Below are 16,277 nucleotides of genomic sequence, written 5' to 3' on the forward strand. Positions count from 1 at the left end.
TACGCTATTTACTCAACTCTTCAATAATTCCGTCCACTTTTTCATTCGTCAAATTCATGTAATATTTCTCACGAATTTGAAAAACAGGTCCCCAGCCACATGCTGCCAGACATTCCACTTCTTTCAATGTGAAGTTGCCGTCCGCAGTTGTTTGTCCGGCCTCGATGCCCAGTTTTTGTTTCAAATGTCCATATACGTCTTCACCGCCCATTAAGCAGCAAGGACCTGTGCGGCAATATTCAATTACATGCTTCCCGACAGGATCCAGGTGATACATGGTGTAAAAAGTCGCAACTTCATAGACTTCAACGGGTTCCAGGCTTAATAAGCTGGCCACATGATCCATTACTTCGCTGCTCAACCAGCCCCACTGTTCCTGGGCTACGTGTAAAACAGGCAAAAGAGCCGATTTTTGACGGCCCTCAGGATAACGCGCTATGATCTCTTTTACTTTTTCCTGTCTTTCCGGTGTAAATGCAACCGGATTTAATGATTCAGTCATTTCTTGAATATTTTTAGGCGTCCAGCTCACCTGCAATTACATTCAGGCTACTCATGGTCAGGATTGCATCGGAAAGCGTGCTTCCTTTGCACATTTCGGGATATGCCTGGTAATAAATAAAGCTTGGTCTACGGAAATGCAGTCTGTAAGGAGTCCGGCCGCCATCGCTGATCAGGTAAAACCCTAATTCGCCATTGCCGCCTTCCACTGCATGGTAAACTTCGCCGATAGGAGCGTCAATTTCTCCCATTACAATTTTAAAATGATAAATAAGGGCTTCCATGCTCCTGTAAACCTCATTTTTGGGAGGTAGATAATATTCGGGCGCATCGGCATAATAAGGGCCTTCCGGAAGGTTATTAATGGCTTGCTCTATAATTTTAAGACTCTGCCACATTTCCTCATTCCGGACCATATAGCGGTCATACGTATCGCCATGCTGGCCAACAGGAATATCAAACTCAAAATCCTGATAAGAAGAGTAAGGATTCATTACCCTTACATCATAATCCAAACCGGCTGCACGAAGATTAGGACCTGTGAAACCGTAAGATAATGCCCGTTCCAGGGAGATACCACCTACATTTATGGTCCTGTCCATGAAAATCCTGTTACGGTTGAGCAATTTTTCAAACTCTTTCAGAACAGGCGGGAATGATTTAATAAACTCATGGATCTTGCGGATCGCTGTGGTAGAAAGATCTCTTTCCATTCCGCCTACACGGCCCATATTGGTCGTAAGACGCGCACCGCAAACTTCCTCGTATATTTCGTAAACTTCCTCACGCTTCTGCATTACATACAGGAACCCGGTAAAAGCGCCCGTATCCACACCCAAAATACTATTGCAGATCAGGTGGTCCGTAATCCGAGCAAGCTCCATCATAATCACCCGGATGTATTGGGCTCTTTTCGGCACTTCCACGCTCAGCAACTTTTCAACCGTCATATGCCATCCCAGATTGTTGATCGGGGAGGAGCAGTAATTCATGCGGTCGGTAAGGGTTGTGATTTGGTAAAATGGCCTTCTTTCGGCTATTTTCTCAAATGCACGGTGTATATATCCAATGGTTTGTTCGCCGGAAACGATCTTTTCACCATCCATTTTCAGGATATTTTGGAAAATACCGTGGGTTGCAGGGTGAGTAGGACCGAGGTTAAGCGTGGTCAGTTCTTCAACCAGCTCAGGTAGATCGGCGTTTGCGGGAACATTATGTGGTAATAATTCAATATCTGCCATATCTTACTCAGTATAGGGTCATCGGCCAAAAAGGGCATCTGTTTTGTCTTCGCGCGTCGCGTCTTCCATCGGAAACTCCCGTCTCATCGGGAAGTAATCCATCTCCTCAATGTTCAGAATGCGCTTTAAATTGGGGTGTCCGTCGAACATGATCCCAAAGAAATCGTACGTCTCCCGCTCCATCCAGTTGGCGGAAGCAAACAAGCCTGTTGCCGTTGGAATGTGAATGTCCGCTTCGGCAAGGCTAACCTTGATGCGAACACGGAAGTTGTGCACAAAACTGTGCATATGATACACAACCATAAACTCCTGCCCTGCATTGTCAGGATAGTGAATTCCGGTAATATCTGTTAAAAAGATAAACTGGTAGGTTTTATGCTTGTGCAAAAATTCTAATAGCGGGATTATTTCCTCACGAGAGGTTGAAAGCGTCAGCAATCCGTAAGGCTCTTCAAAGTCAAAAACCTGATCACCAAATTTTTCCAAAAGCGCTTCGGCTACCTCCTGGTTACTTAGCATAGGGGATTATTGAATATTATATGATGCTAATAATTCAGAATACTCGTCTGTATTTCTGCGGCGAAGCTTTTCATTTTGTGCCAAATGCTGAATGTGCATCAAGCCATCAATGATTTGCTCAGGACGGGGCGGGCAGCCGGGAACATACACGTCAACCGGGATGATCCGGTCGATTCCCTGCAAAACGCTGTAAGTGTCGAAGATACCGCCACTTGAAGCACACGCACCAACGGCCATTACCCAGCGGGGTTCAGACATTTGTAAATAAACCTGCTTCACCACGGGTGCCATTTTCTTGGCGATCGTTCCCATAACCATCAGCAAGTCTGCCTGGCGGGGTGAAAAACTAGGTCTTTCCGATCCAAACCGGGATATATCGTAATGTGCACCCATCGTTGCCATGAATTCAATTCCGCAGCAAGAAGTTGCAAAAGGAAGTGGCCAGAGGGAATAACTTCTTGCCAAACCTATGGCTTCATCAAATGAAGTTGCAAAAAAACCAGATCCGCTATGTCCTTGCGGAGCCTCCACAATCGTTACTTCTTTCATAATTTCCAGTTATTCAAGTTTGTTGATTACTCTTCCCAGTTCAAAACTCCTTTGCGGATCACATAATAGAATCCGGAAAGCAGCAATGCCATGAACAATAACATTTCTACAAACCCAAACATTCCTAAACCCTTAAAATTTACCGCCCAGGGATACATAAATATCACCTCAACATCAAAAAGAACGAATAGGATGGCAACAAGAAAATATTTTACGGATATCGGCGTGCGCGCATCGCCCACGGATTCAATACCACATTCGAACGGATCGTCTTTTAGCTTGCTTTTCCTGCTTGGGCCAATTAAGTGCGTTACAATCATTGTGCCACCAATAAAGCCGGCAGCGAGGATGAATTGTACCAATATCGGCAGGTAATCGGAAGGGAAATATGAATTGTTCATTGAGTCAGTTATTCAGTTACTATCTACGAAATCAACGCGAAAATGTTGTCTGCGGTTACTTTCTTTCTGGTTTCTCAAAATTAGCCTTTGCAAATTTATCAATCAAATTCTTTACTTTATCTTTTGCCTAATTAGTATGATACTAAATAAGCCCCGGATGGCCGGGGCTTATGAACAAAAAATAGGAAGTTTGAACCTTATCGGATCACAATCTGCTTGGTAAGGCTTTGACCCTCGCCCGTTACTCTCAGAATGTATTTACCTGTTGGCAGATATCTTGTATCAATTTCAATGCGGCTGTCCAGAAGTCTTGGTGTCGTTGTTCTGATCACCCTTCCATAAATGTCAAAGATCGTTACGGCTGCATTGCGGATGTTGTCTCTTGACTCGATATAAACATAATTGCCTTCGCTTGGATTCGGGTAGATCACAACTTCGTTTTGCTCATTCGTTTTAAACTCGCGGGAAGCCGTGTCTGAATAGCAAGTCAGCAAATCATCGCCAAGCTGGAAAACCACTTGTGCTCTTGCCGAGTACTCGCCTGTTTTCAAAATTTTGACCAGGTTAGCAGTCGTATCCGAGTCTGTTCCCGGCCTGCGCCACAGAAATTTCGCATCCAGATCTGCCGGTATGGAAGCCATAATGCTGAAAGGGCCTGATGGTTCAATAACCGGTTTAGGAATTTCAGGTCTGATGATGAGTGAGGAAGCAGCTGAATTCTCAGAAACACATCCGAAAATATTTCTTCCCTTCACATAGTAATTACCGCTTTCCGCAATCTGTGCAGTTGCGCCGGTTGCCACCACTGTGTTTGATCCTTGTTTGTACCAGCTGTAAATGTCCGTTCCATCGGCCACGGAGAATTGGAAGGCAGAGTCAAAGCAAGCCTGCTGATCGCCCTGTTGCTGAATCGTTGGCTGAACCGGTTTTGCACCATTGTCCAGCACTACAACAGAAGTTAAAATCGAATTGCCAGCATTGTCTTTTACGGTTGCGCGGTAAGTTCCTGCATCAGAAACCGTAATGCTGTTCCCGGTGGCACCGTTCGTCCATTGGTACGAAGCGAAACCGGTTGGTAAAGTAATGGTAACAGCATTATTTTCAGTTACACAAGCTGCTTCGATATCAGGAATTGGAGCAGGGTTGGTAGGCGTAGCCGTTGAGAAAAAGTTGGCATCAAGGCTTTCATTCCAGGCATTTGCAAGGATCGTAAGTGCCCGGTTCGTGCCCTCAAAATCCGATGGGCTTTCTCCAACAAAGTGCGTGTTATCACCGCGGTTGGGAACTAGTGGGTCCGTTTCAGGTCCAGGATAGGTAGGATTAAAACGTGTATCCAAAACAGCATTCTGAGCAGCAATGATCTCAGGATTTATTGTAGAAGGGATCCTGTCACCCGCCGACGTTCTGGAAGTCCGGGCAATAACCCAGGTAATGCGCTTGTCCCCTGTTTCAGCACCCAACCTGTTCATAATGAATTGAAGATCTTCACGGTAAGACGCCGCAGGAGTTTTAAACAAAGCATCCGTTTCTCCCTGCATCCACAACACCGCTCTCACACCATATTGATTGCCATAATTTCTTGCAGCAATTCTCAGGTTGGCAAATGGCATTTGGGGAGGATAAACGAAACCGCCGTATTTATTTTTTGTAGTTAAACCCTTTGCGCTGCTCGCCCAGTTCTCGATGGAAGTTCCTTCCCAGGCTGCATTGATGAACAATATCGGAACATTCAGTTTCGCAACCAGCAAATCACCCAATACGCCCCAGCACCATGCCGACTGGCCTCTCGGAGACATTATTCCAAGGTCTCTTGAAATTTTAGAAAAAGCGGGTGGGACAGGATCGGTCAAACGATCGACATCGTCATTGTTATAGTTTGAAATATACATAACGCGGTCATCCTGAGCGGATGGTCCCGGATATTTCTTTAATCCTTGTGCATTAGACTGTCCTGCGATGATAAAAACTTCGCCCACGCCTAACCTGGAAAGAATGTCGCGGCCAACAACTTTTCCATCAGAAAGTCCACGGACTTCGAGCGAATACCAGCCACCCATTAATGTAATATTTCCTTTAAAAACGCCACCCTTCGGAGCTTGCTGCAAAGTTTCCCAAGGTGTCGGAAAGCCCTGACCTTCCACTACGGGCACGGCGCGGGCTTCAACTTTGTCCATAGGGACAGTAAATGTTCCTGTAACGGTTATCTCTCTCTGCCCCCTAACACTTTGCTGATATACAGCCTGGAAAGCCGGTGAAGTGATTCGGATTTGCGAGAAAGCTGTTGAAGATATAATACTGATTAACAGCAATGCCTTTGCCACAACCGGGAGAATAATTCTATAACGCATTGGAATTCTTAAACAGGGTAAAAATTTGTATATCTGATGGATGTTGGATTTTTTCAACTTCGGCGTGTGCGCCATTACAAAACGGTCACAAATGTAAATGATTATTTTTGCTAAAATATCACTATTCCGTTTTTTTGATCACATCACTAGCGCTACGACCGTTTACTGAACGATAATCAGCTTTTGGGATGCAGTAAACGCCACCGAAACAATCCGCACCACGTACAAACCACTTGATAAGCCCTGGATATTAAAGAATTGCTGACTGTCAAATTTCTTTACGGTGAAGGTTCTGTGAATAACCCCGCGGCTGTCGATGATCTGAACTTCGGCGTTATTCAGGTTTTGTAATGTTTCAATAGTGATCTTGCCGTCGACAACCGGGTTTGGATAAGTAACGAAACCTGGATTCCGGGTATCTGCAATAAAACTGAAGGGATCAGAAAAATCTGAAAAACAGGTTAACGTGGGGCTGTAAATTACCGTATTATTAACTACATAACTTCCCGACTGGATCGCTTTCAATGTTGTTCCGTTTTCGGTCAGTTCCTGTCCGTTAAGCTTCCAGACGTGATCTCCTGAATTTAAATTGTTTTCTGCCAGCAACGTAAACACACCGATCTGCTTAATGGTCGGCCGCGTAGGCGTAGGCTTTACATCCACCTGGATTGATCTTGAGAATGGTGAGTAACAGCCTTTTTCATCCCGGACCCTGGCGGCATAGCTGCCCGTTGTATCTGCCTGAATGCTTTCGCCTTCTTCCAGGGTGTTCCAAAAGAATGTATTTCCTAATGTTGCCTTCAGCACCACAAAGTCACCGTCGCAGAAAGTGGTGGCTCCTTCCGCAGCAATATTCGGAGCTGGCGGCAGGGCAAGTGTTTCTGTTGTGATCTGGTTACTGGGATCAGAAAAGCATTGGAACTCGTTGATCGTTTGCACGGAGAATGTTCCGGGCGTGGTCACTTTCAATGATTGTGTCGAAGCGCCATTGCTCCATAGGAACGCCGCGGCCGGTGACGATTGCAAATTAACGCTAAGGTCTGCGCAGAAAACCGTAGGGCCGTCGGCGCGGATTGTTGGCGTTTCAGGAAGAACATTCGCCACAACCCTTACCACGGGTGACACCGGAGAAACACAACCGTTTTCATCTTTCGCCGCAATTGTAAAATTACCGGAATTGCGGATCTCGATTTCCCTGCCGGTTTCGCCGTTGCTCCACAAATAAGAGAACGCTTCGCTGCTTCTTAATGTCGTATAGTCCCGGAGGCAGAATGTGGTTGGACGAAGAGCAGTGATGGCTGGTGTTGCAGGAAGAGCATTTACTTTCACAGCTATCTCGTCCGAAGTCGATTCACAGCCATTGGAATCACGCTGTTTCAAAGAGAATGTGCCTGAGGCAGTTACCGTAATCGCTTTTGAAGTTGCGGCTGTGCTCCATATGTTCCCGCTATCATAGTTGGAAGTCATGATCAAATTTTCACCCTGGCAAAAAGTAGTGTTGCCGCTCAAAGCAACCACAGGCTTTTGCGGTAATGCATTAACCTTAACATTAACAGGATCAGAATCAGGTGAGTAGCACCCAACTTCATCCAATGCTCTTACCCGATATTCACCGGAAGATTTTACGACAATGGTCGATGTGTTTCCGCCGTTTGACCAGGCATTTTTCAACTTTGAGTCGGAAGTAAGGCTTACTTCGCCGCCGTCACAGAATTCGAGCACGCCCGAGGCCGCGATCTTTGGTTTTGGTGGCAGGGGCGAAGTGGAGACCGTCATTGTAATCTTGTCGGACGTCGATTCGCAGCCATAAAAATTCCTGGTTGTAACAAAATATTCTCCACCTGTGGTCACAGGCACGCGATCGCTGGTGGAGCCGTTGCTCCATCTGATGTTTTCAGAAGTGTTGGATATCAATGTTGCCGTATTCCCAAGGCAAACCGGATTGCTTCCTTCAAGCTGTATAATCGGCTTATTAGGTTGAATGTTGTCATTGATCCTGATATTCGGAGAGAAGATATAACGTCCTTTTCCATCGCGGGCGCTCACGCTATGCGTGCCGTTTCCAACCTGGGTATTGCTTGAATTCGAACCATTGCTCCAGCTGAATTGGGAAAGACCAACATTGTCGGCCTCCAGGTTGAGGTTACCATTGCCAGCGCAGGATGCGCTTACCCTTAACGGCCTAACGCCCTGGTAAGGGTTTGAATTTGCAAAAAAGTTATCGTTCAGTTGCTGCGCCCAGGCATCGCCCAGCTGCCTCAGCCCGTCATCCTTGAAGTGAACGCCTTCACCTTCTGCCGGACGTGGGATTTGGAGCAAATCTGTGTTCGGTCCCTGGAATACGTTAGGGACATTATTGATAACCCGTTGCTGTCCGTCCGTAACACGGGAAGTTGCCCCGAGCCGGTTATCATAAGAAGTAATTGAGACAACCCACGAAATGTTTTCACCAGCATCGTTTCTGCTGGTTTCAATCACTTTTTTTAGATCGTTGAAATAGGAATCGGTGCTTGTTGATGGTGCATAGTTATCAGACTCGCCTTGTTGCCAGAGAATCCCTCTCAACCCGGTAATGGGCGTCAGGCGCTGAATAACATTCCGAAGATTTCCATATGGCATTCCGAATGGTTCATAATTGACTGCCGCATACACCGATTGCGTCGGCCCATCTATACTCTCTTTCCAGTTCCGGACAGCAGTTCCTGTCCAGGCTACATTGAAAAATAAAACGGGCACCTGGAGTTTGTTAACAAGCTGATCGCCAAGCCGTCCCCAGCTCCATGCAGACTGTCCACGAGGGCTGATCTTTGTCTCCGCATCTAGGTGAGAAAATTGTGGATGACGGTCATAAGTCTCAGGAAAAGGCTGATTATAGAGTCTGTTTACGGTGCTTACACGGTCGTCCTGCGCACCTTGTGAACCGAAATGTTCGAAACCTTCTGCATTGGACTGGCCGGCAATAATAAACACTTCGCCTATGCCTACATGGTCTATCCGGGCAGGTTCACCGAGCTGCTGGTCGCCATTGAAAGCGCGTACATAAAGTGTATACCAGCCTCCTGTCCCTTCGATGGCGCCTGTGTACAAGCCACCCTGCGGATTGTTCGAAATTTCTTTCCAGTCGGTGGAGATCCCTTGCCCGTTGATGGCTTCTAGCCGCGCGTCAATGCGTGTAGTGATTTTTGTGTATGTGCCTGAAATGTAAATGTTGGCGCGATTGCCCTTATCCCGTTGAAAAACAGCTCGATCTGTTGGAAAGTCAATGTTTACTTGTGCAGAAGAGGTGAACGAAAGAAAGATTAATCCTACCCAGAACAAGTATGGTAGATAGTGCTTCATGAGTAATATAATTCATTAGAATAACTCCTTGGACACACAAATTGCATCAATTGGTTGCCTGTTTCAATAAAATATTATTTTACGGACAACGGCAAATTGATGAGGTTCCATATCTGATCTTTCAATTGTTCAATTCCTTCTTGGGTAATTGCAGAAATGAAAATACTGGGTATGGATGCTGGAATTTGTGATTTTAAATCGGCACGTTCCTCTTCGGAAAGAACGTCAGTTTTTGAGATCGCGAGAATGCGACTCTTATCGAGAAGGGAAGGATTGTATATTCTTAACTCTTGGAGCAATGTTTCGTATTCGGCGTTAATGTCTTCACTGTCAGCCGGAACCATGAACAGTAAGATGGAATTTCTTTCTATGTGTCGTAAAAAACGCAAGCCAAGGCCTTTTCCTTGTGATGCGCCTTCGATAATGCCGGGAATGTCGGCCATCACGAAGGATTTGTAGTCCCGGTAAGAAACTACGCCCAGGTTGGGCACCAATGTAGTGAAAGGATAATCAGCGATTTCCGGCCGTGCAGCCGAAACAACGGAAAGCAATGTGGACTTGCCTGCATTTGGGAAACCAACCAGGCCAACATCTGCTAACACCTTCAATTCCAGGATAATCCAGGCTTCGAGGCCAGCCTCTCCTGTCTGCGCATGTTGCGGAGTCTGGTTCGTGGCTGATTTGAAATGGTCGTTACCCATTCCACCGCGACCGCCTTTCAGCAAGATCACTTCCTGACCGTCTTCGGTAATTTCAAAAAGTTGTTCACCGGTTTCGGCATTTTTGGCGATGGTGCCTAGTGGCACTTCGAGGGTAATGTCCTTACCGATCGAGCCTGAACGTCTTCCGCCTTCGCCGCCTTTTCCGTCAAAGGCTTTGATGTGCTTGGTGTATTTCAGGTGGAGCAATGTCCATAGCTGGCTGTTCCCTTTCAGGATTACGTGGCCGCCACGTCCGCCGTCACCGCCGTCCGGCCCGCCTTTTTCAACGTGTTTTTCCCTTCTGAAATGCAGTGAACCCGCACCACCAGAACCGGAGCGCACATTAATTTTGACGTAATCAATAAAGTTGGAGGAAGCCATGTGTATAGTGAATGAGTAAATTATTTAATGGTAACCGTCGAAATTGCTTTGGTAATTTCTCCAAAAATGAAATCAATCTCACCAATTCCGTCGATCGCGACAAATTTGCCTTGTTCCTGGTAATAGTCAGCAACCGGTTTGGTTTTGCTGTTATATTCCTGAATGCGTTTGCTGATCAGTTCTTCATTCTGGTCATCAGGACGGCCGGAAGTCTTTCCACGGTTAAGCAAACGAGCAAGCAGCTCATTATCGTCTACAACCAGTGCAATCATTACAGAAATACTTTCATTGTAGCTGGCCAGAAGCTGGTCTAGCGCCTCCGATTGCTTTACAGTCCGCGGGAATCCGTCGAAGATAAAACCGGCAGCATCCCGGTGCTCTTTCAGCTTATTGTCGATCATGCCGATCACCACCTCGTCAGGAACCAAAATCCCCTGATCCATCAATGTTTTTGCTTGAAGGCCCAATTCTGATCCTGCCTGGATTTCTGAACGCAGCAGATCACCTGTCGAAAGGTGTATCAGTTTGTATTTAGCAATAATATTTTCACTTTGAGTGCCTTTACCTGCACCCGGAGGGCCAAACAGTATAAGATTCAGCATAGTTGCAAAAAAATTGATGTCGCGGTGGAATGGTGTTTTTCGGCAAATTTACAATTCTAAATAAATGCCAGCCTAATAGTTAGTAGTATTTTTACAATAAAAAATCCTCCTGATGGCTTAAAATCAGGAGGACATGGAATATTTTTTAGAATAAATCAGGGAATAACGACCCGTTTGATGGCTCCGTCTTCATTTTGCACAACGGTTACGAAAACGGTTCCTTTTGTATTTTTCTTTAATTCAATCTGCCCTACAAACTCACCCTCAAAGTCCTTGATTTCTTTCTTTCCGACTTCTTTTCCTTTTGTATCCGTAACAATTACACTCACATCGCCTTTTTGCGGAACGCCGAATTTAAGGTTCAGGACACCATTATCAGGATTATTTGTATAAGCAGTCAGCGAACGCACACTTGCCGGTTTCACGACTTCCTTATTCCAGAATTCACCCATTTCATTTCCAAAATGCTCCATATCACGCATAAGCATTTTGGTCTTTGGTTTCCATTCGTTTTCAAAAGTCCGCATATGCTTTTTGAGATTCTCGGTATTGAATTCAAAATCATTGGAAAAATCGCCTTTCCAATGATAAGCCAGTGGCTCCCGATCATCGCGGTGGTCAATGATCACTTTGCGCCTTTTTTTTGCGGCCATATCCTCATCGCCGTCATCAATGGTCACCGATACCATCTGGTTATTTTTCTTTTTATCAACACCCAGTGAGTCCAGGACTTTGTCCACAAACTTATCCCGTTCGTCGTCCGTCATAGCGCCCACGCGATAACTCCGCTCCTTGCTCTCCGTTTTACCATCCTTTTCCCCGGTAACCTTGATGCGAATGGTTGCTTTTTCCTCCTTTCCGGGTTTTTCCGGTTTATCTTCCTGTGCCTGTGCTAACATTGCAGTTGCGCCGGTAAGCAGCAATGACAACATGATTTTGTTTAAAAAAGAAGTCCTCATAAGTAAGATTAGGTTATGTGTATGAATGAATTACAAAATTATCAGAAGCTATTTTCAGTGGGTGTTAAATTTTGTTAAAAACAAGATTGACCCGGGCGGATGCGTTAAATTTGTTTTCAGCAAGAATGTCGGTGGATACGGCGTGCGCGTTGCACCGGAGAATTTAAATTTATGACGAAGAGGAAAATTCAGATAATAGTCGGCTTAATGTGCATTGCGCTCATTGGCCTTATTGGATTTCAATGGTATTGGATCCGTGAGGCGATTGCAATCCGCAATGAGCAGTTCAACCAAAAGGTTTCGGAATCTGTACAGCAAGTGGTGCATCGCCTCGAAAAGCAGGAAATGATGTATCTGCTTCAACGCAGGATTGAAACCGAACAACAGAAAAGCAAGCTGAACCGCATTACCCAGCTGCGGCATACGCCCATCAAAAAGACGCCGGCTGCCAAAACCAAACCTGCCCGTGAGCTTGCGCAGCGAACGCAGCCCCGCATGGAGATCGCAATTGGACCCAATGGCGAGGAAATTCATTATCAGATCATTACCGAAGCCGTTCCGACGGATGTGCTCAGCCCCAATTTCCGGGTGATGGTGGAGCACCAGCAGCAGATTATGGAAGAGTTTTTCCAGGCTCAGCAATATGGTGCTGCCGGGATTGACGAATTCATGCGCAGAAGATTAGACGACGAAAGGCGCCTGGGCAATGCATTCAGAGGAATGCAGGATAGCGATGCCAAGAAATATCAGACAGGCAACGGAATGTATCCAGATTCATCTCAGAGAAGGATCGCAAACCGCCAGGTGGCTATTCCCGAGTCAAGAAAAAATGGCAAAAGCACAAATGCTGTGATCAGCGACGCAGAACCTGATCGGGCATCATTGCTGAAAGAGGTGATGAAGGATTTTATTTATACTAAAAGACCTATTGAGCAGCGCGTTAACCGTTTCTTGCTGGATACATTATTAAAAAAGGAATTTGTTGAAAGCGGCATCACGCTACCCTACGAATTTGCCGTGAGGGGCCGGTCAGACAACAGCCTGATCTTTTCCACGGCAAGCCTCAGGCCGAGGGAATGGGAAGAAAAGTCTTACAAAGCGGATCTTTTTCCCAGTGAGACCATTAATGCACCTAATTCTTTGTATGTATACTTCCCTGATCAGCAAAAGTACATTTTGAGCAATATGGGAGTAATGTTCGGTGGTTCTGGGATCTTGATAATCGTCATTATGGCCTGCTTTTACATGGCGGTTACTACGATCTTGCGCCAGAAAAAGCTTTCGGACATTAAAAATGACTTTATCAATAACATGACCCACGAGTTCAAAACGCCGATTTCAACCATTGCATTGGCAGCGGAAATGGCGCAGGAAAACTCGTCGGCGATCCAGCAGGCCGCAATCGGTTCGAGGCTCGACCGGTATCTGGGCATCATTAAGGAAGAAAATAAAAGACTGGGAACGCATGTCGAAAAAGTGTTGCAAATGGCGCTTCTGGATAAAGGGCATGTTAAATTAAAGCTCAGCCAGGCGGATGTGCATGACCTGATCGGTAAAGCTTTAAATGCCCAGAGCGTCCAGATCGAGCAGCGGGATGGTGAGATCGATCTTGATTTCGAAGCGACTCATGAAGTGGTTTCAGGCGATGAAATTCACATTTCAAATATCCTTAATAACCTGATTGACAATGCTATCAAATACTCGCCTGAGAAACTGCATATCCGCATCAGGACCTGGAATGAGAATGATGGCATTAACATTGCCATTTCCGACAGCGGAATTGGCATGGGCCGGGAACAGCAGCACCGCATTTTTGATACATTCTACCGCATTCCTACGGGTAATGTGCATGACGTGAAAGGTTTCGGGCTCGGATTGAGCTATGTTAAAAAGATGGTAGAAGCGCATGATGGAACCGTTCACGTGCAAAGCAAACCAGGCGAAGGCAGCACATTTACAGTCTGGCTGCCCATTAGCAAAGAGGAACAATTAGTTTAGAAATTTCGTCGGCAACGCCTAACTTGCCATCTTTTTAGATGACCAACCGCGGTTTGCGGGAAATTTCAGATTATACAATGATTTCCAAAACATATGCCCCCCAGGAAATAGAGGATAAATGGTACTCCTACTGGATTGAAAACAAGTTCTTCAATTCAAAACCAAATCCTGATAAGGAACCTTACTCAATCGTAATTCCTCCCCCAAATGTCACGGGCGTGCTGCATATGGGGCATATGCTCAATAATACGATACAGGATATTCTGATCCGGAAAGCCCGTATGGAAGGCAAAGAAGCCTGCTGGGTGCCTGGAACCGACCATGCTTCCATTGCAACGGAAGCCAAAGTGGTTGCGATGCTCAAAGAACGCGGCATCAACAAACGTGACCTTACCCGCGACGAGTTTTTAGAATATTGCTGGGAATGGACGCACAAATATGGCGGCATCATCCTCCAACAATTGCGCAAGCTGGGCGCTTCCTGCGACTGGGACCGCACGCGCTTCACGATGGAGCCTGATTTGTACGATTCGGTTATCGACGTTTTTATTGACCTCTATAATAAAGGAGACATTTACCGCGGGCACCGCATGGTGAACTGGGACCCGCAGGCACGAACGACGGTCTCGGATGAAGAAGTGATCATGAAGGAGGTGAATCAAAAATTGGTTTACCTGAAATATCCCCTTGTAGATGAAATCGGCGAAGCGCTTACGGACGAAGCGATCATTATTGCCACCACGCGTCCGGAAACCATTATGGCTGATGTCGCCATTTGCGTAAACCCGCACGACGAGCGTTACAAGCATTTAATAGGGAAACAAGTTGCTATCCCGCTGATCAACCGCACCATTCCGATCATTGCCGACGAATATGTGGAGATGGAATTCGGAACTGGCTGTTTGAAAGTGACGCCTGCGCACGATGCGAACGATTATGTGTTGGGCAAAAGACACGATCTGCCGGTTATCGATCTGCTCAATGAAGATGGCACATTGAATGAGAAGGCGCAGATTTTGGTTGGTGAAGATCGCTTCGTAGCGCGTAAAAAGATCATTAAGCTGCTCGAAGAATCGGGTGCCCTGGTGAAGACAGAAGAATACAAATCCAATGTAGGCCATTCCGAGCGGACCAATTCGGTGATCGAGCCGCGTCTTTCGGAGCAGTGGTTTTTAAAAATGGATAAAATCAGCAAGCCTGCACTGGAAAATGTCATGAATGACACGGTGCAGCTGATTCCTGCCAAGTTCAAGAATACGTATCGGCACTGGATGGAGAATGTTCATGATTGGAATATCAGCCGTCAGCTTTGGTGGGGCCACCGCATTCCGGCTTATTATTTGAAAGACGGAACGACCATTATAGCAAAATCCAAGCGCGATGCATTGCATAAGGCGCAGCATGAATATCAGTTATTCGCATTGACAGAAGAGGACATTGAGCAGGACCCGGATGTTCTGGACACCTGGTTTTCGGCCTGGCTGTGGCCGATTACTGTTTTCAACGGCATTAAGGAGCCGGATAATGCGGACATTAACTATTATTATCCTACCAATGACCTCGTTACTGCACCCGAAATTCTGTTTTTCTGGGTGGCGCGGATGATCATTGCAGGTTATGAATACAAAGGACAGTATCCGTTTAAGAATGTTTATCTCACGGGAATTGTACGGGATAAGCAAGGCCGGAAAATGTCGAAATCACTCGGTAACTCGCCCGATCCGATCGATCTCATCAACCAGTATGGTGCCGATAGTATTCGTACGGGCATGCTTTTCAGCTCACAGGCAGGCAATGACCTTCCTTATGATGATAAGTTGGTTGAGCAAGGAAGAAATTTTGGTAATAAAATATGGAATGCGTTCCGTTTGGTTGAAGGTTTCCAGGTTTCCGACAGCATATCAGCGCCCGCGGGTTCGCAACTGGCGATCCAATGGTTTGAAAGTAAACTGAACCAGACCATTCTGGAAGTGCAGGATCATTTCTCCAAATTCCGCATTTCGGATGCCCTTAACTCGGTTTATAAACTGATCTGGGATGATTTCTGCGCGCAATATCTGGAAATGATCAAGCCTGGCTTCGAGCAGCCGATCGATAGGCAGACTTACGATGCAACATTGGAATTCTTCGACCGATTAATGCGCCTTTTGCATCCGTTCATGCCATTTATTTCAGAAGAAATCTGGCAGAATATTATTGAAAGAAAAGAAAAGGATTCCATTTGCATTGCTCCATTCCCGCAAGCCGGCAACATGGATCAGTCACTGCTGAATGATTTTGAAGTGCTTTTTGAAGTGATATCTTCGATCCGGAATTTGAGAAATGCAAAGAATATCAGTCCAAAAATTGCGCTTCCACTTGCTATAAGGACGGATAACCAGGCGCGTTACTCGGGATTAGAGCCATTAATACTAAAACTGGCGAATGTTGAGAACATTGGCTATGTGACTGACGAAGGTGAAGGAACTGCCTTCCGGGTGAAATCAGATGAGTTTTTTGTCAACCTGGCGGATGAGCTGGATGTGGAAACGGAGCGTGAAAACCTGCAACGTGAACTGGAATACACGCAAGGGTTTCTGGATTCGGTGATCAAGAAATTATCCAACGAACGCTTTGTCCAAAATGCAAAAGGCGACATTGTGGAGAAGGAGCGCCAGAAGCAGGCGGATGCCGAAGCCAAGCTGGAAACATTGAAAGAAGCGCTTGCAAGGTTGGGTTAGTGGTAGTTTTCGTACCTT

Annotated in this window: 12 protein-coding genes; 2 read left to right on the forward strand and 10 right to left on the reverse strand. The window is 46.0% G+C overall.

Annotated features, from left to right (window positions below; genetic code table 11):
• Nucleotides 1-4: 4 nt before the first annotated feature.
• The 10 genes from nuoE to L0660_RS21395 all read right to left on the reverse strand — a co-directional run bounded on the left by nuoE (nt 5) and on the right by L0660_RS21395 (nt 11,541).
• Nucleotides 5-502 carry an NADH-quinone oxidoreductase subunit NuoE gene (gene nuoE / locus L0660_RS21350; RefSeq protein ID WP_233794854.1) on the reverse strand — a complete coding sequence of 166 codons (498 nt, stop codon included), beginning with the start codon at nt 500-502 and terminating at the stop codon, nt 5-7.
• Between the two features lie 13 nt (nt 503-515).
• Nucleotides 516-1,742, reverse strand: a complete 1,227-nt coding sequence (gene nuoD / locus L0660_RS21355) for an NADH dehydrogenase (quinone) subunit D (RefSeq protein WP_026629370.1) — start codon at nt 1,740-1,742, stop codon at nt 516-518.
• An 18-nt stretch (nt 1,743-1,760) separates the two neighbouring features.
• Nucleotides 1,761-2,261 (reverse strand): NADH-quinone oxidoreductase subunit C, encoded by a 501-nt coding sequence (locus tag L0660_RS21360; protein ID WP_235161246.1) that lies wholly within the window; start codon nt 2,259-2,261, stop codon nt 1,761-1,763.
• Nucleotides 2,262-2,267: 6 nt separating this feature from the next.
• Nucleotides 2,268-2,810, reverse strand: coding sequence for an NADH-quinone oxidoreductase subunit B (locus L0660_RS21365; protein ID WP_233794856.1), 543 nt, complete (start codon nt 2,808-2,810; stop codon nt 2,268-2,270).
• A 26-nt stretch (nt 2,811-2,836) separates the two neighbouring features.
• Nucleotides 2,837-3,211 (reverse strand): NADH-quinone oxidoreductase subunit A, encoded by a 375-nt coding sequence (locus L0660_RS21370; protein WP_026629367.1) that lies wholly within the window; start codon nt 3,209-3,211, stop codon nt 2,837-2,839.
• Nucleotides 3,212-3,408: 197 nt separating this feature from the next.
• Entirely contained in the window at nt 3,409-5,559 is a 2,151-nt protein-coding gene (locus L0660_RS21375) for a sialate O-acetylesterase (protein ID WP_235161247.1), read from the reverse strand.
• Nucleotides 5,560-5,721: 162 nt separating this feature from the next.
• Nucleotides 5,722-8,898: a sialate O-acetylesterase gene (locus tag L0660_RS21380; protein WP_235161248.1), complete on the reverse strand. Its 3,177-nt coding sequence runs from the start codon at nt 8,896-8,898 to the stop codon at nt 5,722-5,724.
• 74 nt (nt 8,899-8,972) lie between these two features.
• Nucleotides 8,973-9,980 carry a GTPase ObgE gene (obgE, locus tag L0660_RS21385; RefSeq protein ID WP_235161249.1) on the reverse strand — a complete coding sequence of 336 codons (1,008 nt, stop codon included), beginning with the start codon at nt 9,978-9,980 and terminating at the stop codon, nt 8,973-8,975.
• Between the two features lie 20 nt (nt 9,981-10,000).
• Entirely contained in the window at nt 10,001-10,582 is a 582-nt protein-coding gene (locus L0660_RS21390; RefSeq protein ID WP_233794859.1) for an adenylate kinase, read from the reverse strand.
• A 155-nt stretch (nt 10,583-10,737) separates the two neighbouring features.
• Complete coding sequence (locus tag L0660_RS21395) at nt 10,738-11,541, reverse strand: T9SS C-terminal target domain-containing protein (RefSeq protein ID WP_235161250.1); 804 nt, start codon at nt 11,539-11,541, stop codon at nt 10,738-10,740.
• Between the two features lie 171 nt (nt 11,542-11,712).
• Between L0660_RS21395 and L0660_RS21400 the strand changes: the two genes are divergently transcribed.
• Both L0660_RS21400 and L0660_RS21405 read left to right on the forward strand, forming a co-directional pair.
• Nucleotides 11,713-13,539, forward strand: a complete 1,827-nt coding sequence (locus L0660_RS21400; RefSeq protein ID WP_235161251.1) for a sensor histidine kinase KdpD — start codon at nt 11,713-11,715, stop codon at nt 13,537-13,539.
• 77 nt (nt 13,540-13,616) lie between these two features.
• Nucleotides 13,617-16,259: a valine--tRNA ligase gene (locus tag L0660_RS21405; protein WP_235161252.1), complete on the forward strand. Its 2,643-nt coding sequence runs from the start codon at nt 13,617-13,619 to the stop codon at nt 16,257-16,259.
• Nucleotides 16,260-16,277: the final 18 nt, after the last annotated feature.

This window comes from Dyadobacter sp. CY351, assembly GCF_021502625.1.
In the GTDB taxonomy this organism is placed as follows: Bacteria; Bacteroidota; Bacteroidia; order Cytophagales; family Spirosomataceae; genus Dyadobacter; species Dyadobacter chenhuakuii.

Excerpts from the sequence above, each read along its gene's own strand:
- nuoD (WP_026629370.1), bottom strand. The coding sequence starts at position 1,742 with ATGGCAGATATTGAATTATTACCACATAATGTTCCCGCAAACGCCGAT.
- L0660_RS21380 (WP_235161248.1), bottom strand. The coding sequence starts at position 8,898 with ATGAAGCACTATCTACCATACTTGTTCTGGGTAGGATTAATCTTTCTT.
- L0660_RS21395 (WP_235161250.1), bottom strand. The coding sequence starts at position 11,541 with ATGAGGACTTCTTTTTTAAACAAAATCATGTTGTCATTGCTGCTTACC.
- L0660_RS21365 (WP_233794856.1), bottom strand. The coding sequence starts at position 2,810 with ATGAAAGAAGTAACGATTGTGGAGGCTCCGCAAGGACATAGCGGATCT.
- L0660_RS21400 (WP_235161251.1), top strand. The coding sequence starts at position 11,713 with ATGACGAAGAGGAAAATTCAGATAATAGTCGGCTTAATGTGCATTGCG.
- L0660_RS21405 (WP_235161252.1), top strand. The coding sequence starts at position 13,617 with ATGATTTCCAAAACATATGCCCCCCAGGAAATAGAGGATAAATGGTAC.
- L0660_RS21375 (WP_235161247.1), bottom strand. The coding sequence starts at position 5,559 with ATGCGTTATAGAATTATTCTCCCGGTTGTGGCAAAGGCATTGCTGTTA.
- L0660_RS21390 (WP_233794859.1), bottom strand. The coding sequence starts at position 10,582 with ATGCTGAATCTTATACTGTTTGGCCCTCCGGGTGCAGGTAAAGGCACT.
- L0660_RS21370 (WP_026629367.1), bottom strand. The coding sequence starts at position 3,211 with ATGAACAATTCATATTTCCCTTCCGATTACCTGCCGATATTGGTACAA.
- L0660_RS21360 (WP_235161246.1), bottom strand. The coding sequence starts at position 2,261 with ATGCTAAGTAACCAGGAGGTAGCCGAAGCGCTTTTGGAAAAATTTGGT.
- obgE (WP_235161249.1), bottom strand. The coding sequence starts at position 9,980 with ATGGCTTCCTCCAACTTTATTGATTACGTCAAAATTAATGTGCGCTCC.
- nuoE (WP_233794854.1), bottom strand. The coding sequence starts at position 502 with ATGACTGAATCATTAAATCCGGTTGCATTTACACCGGAAAGACAGGAA.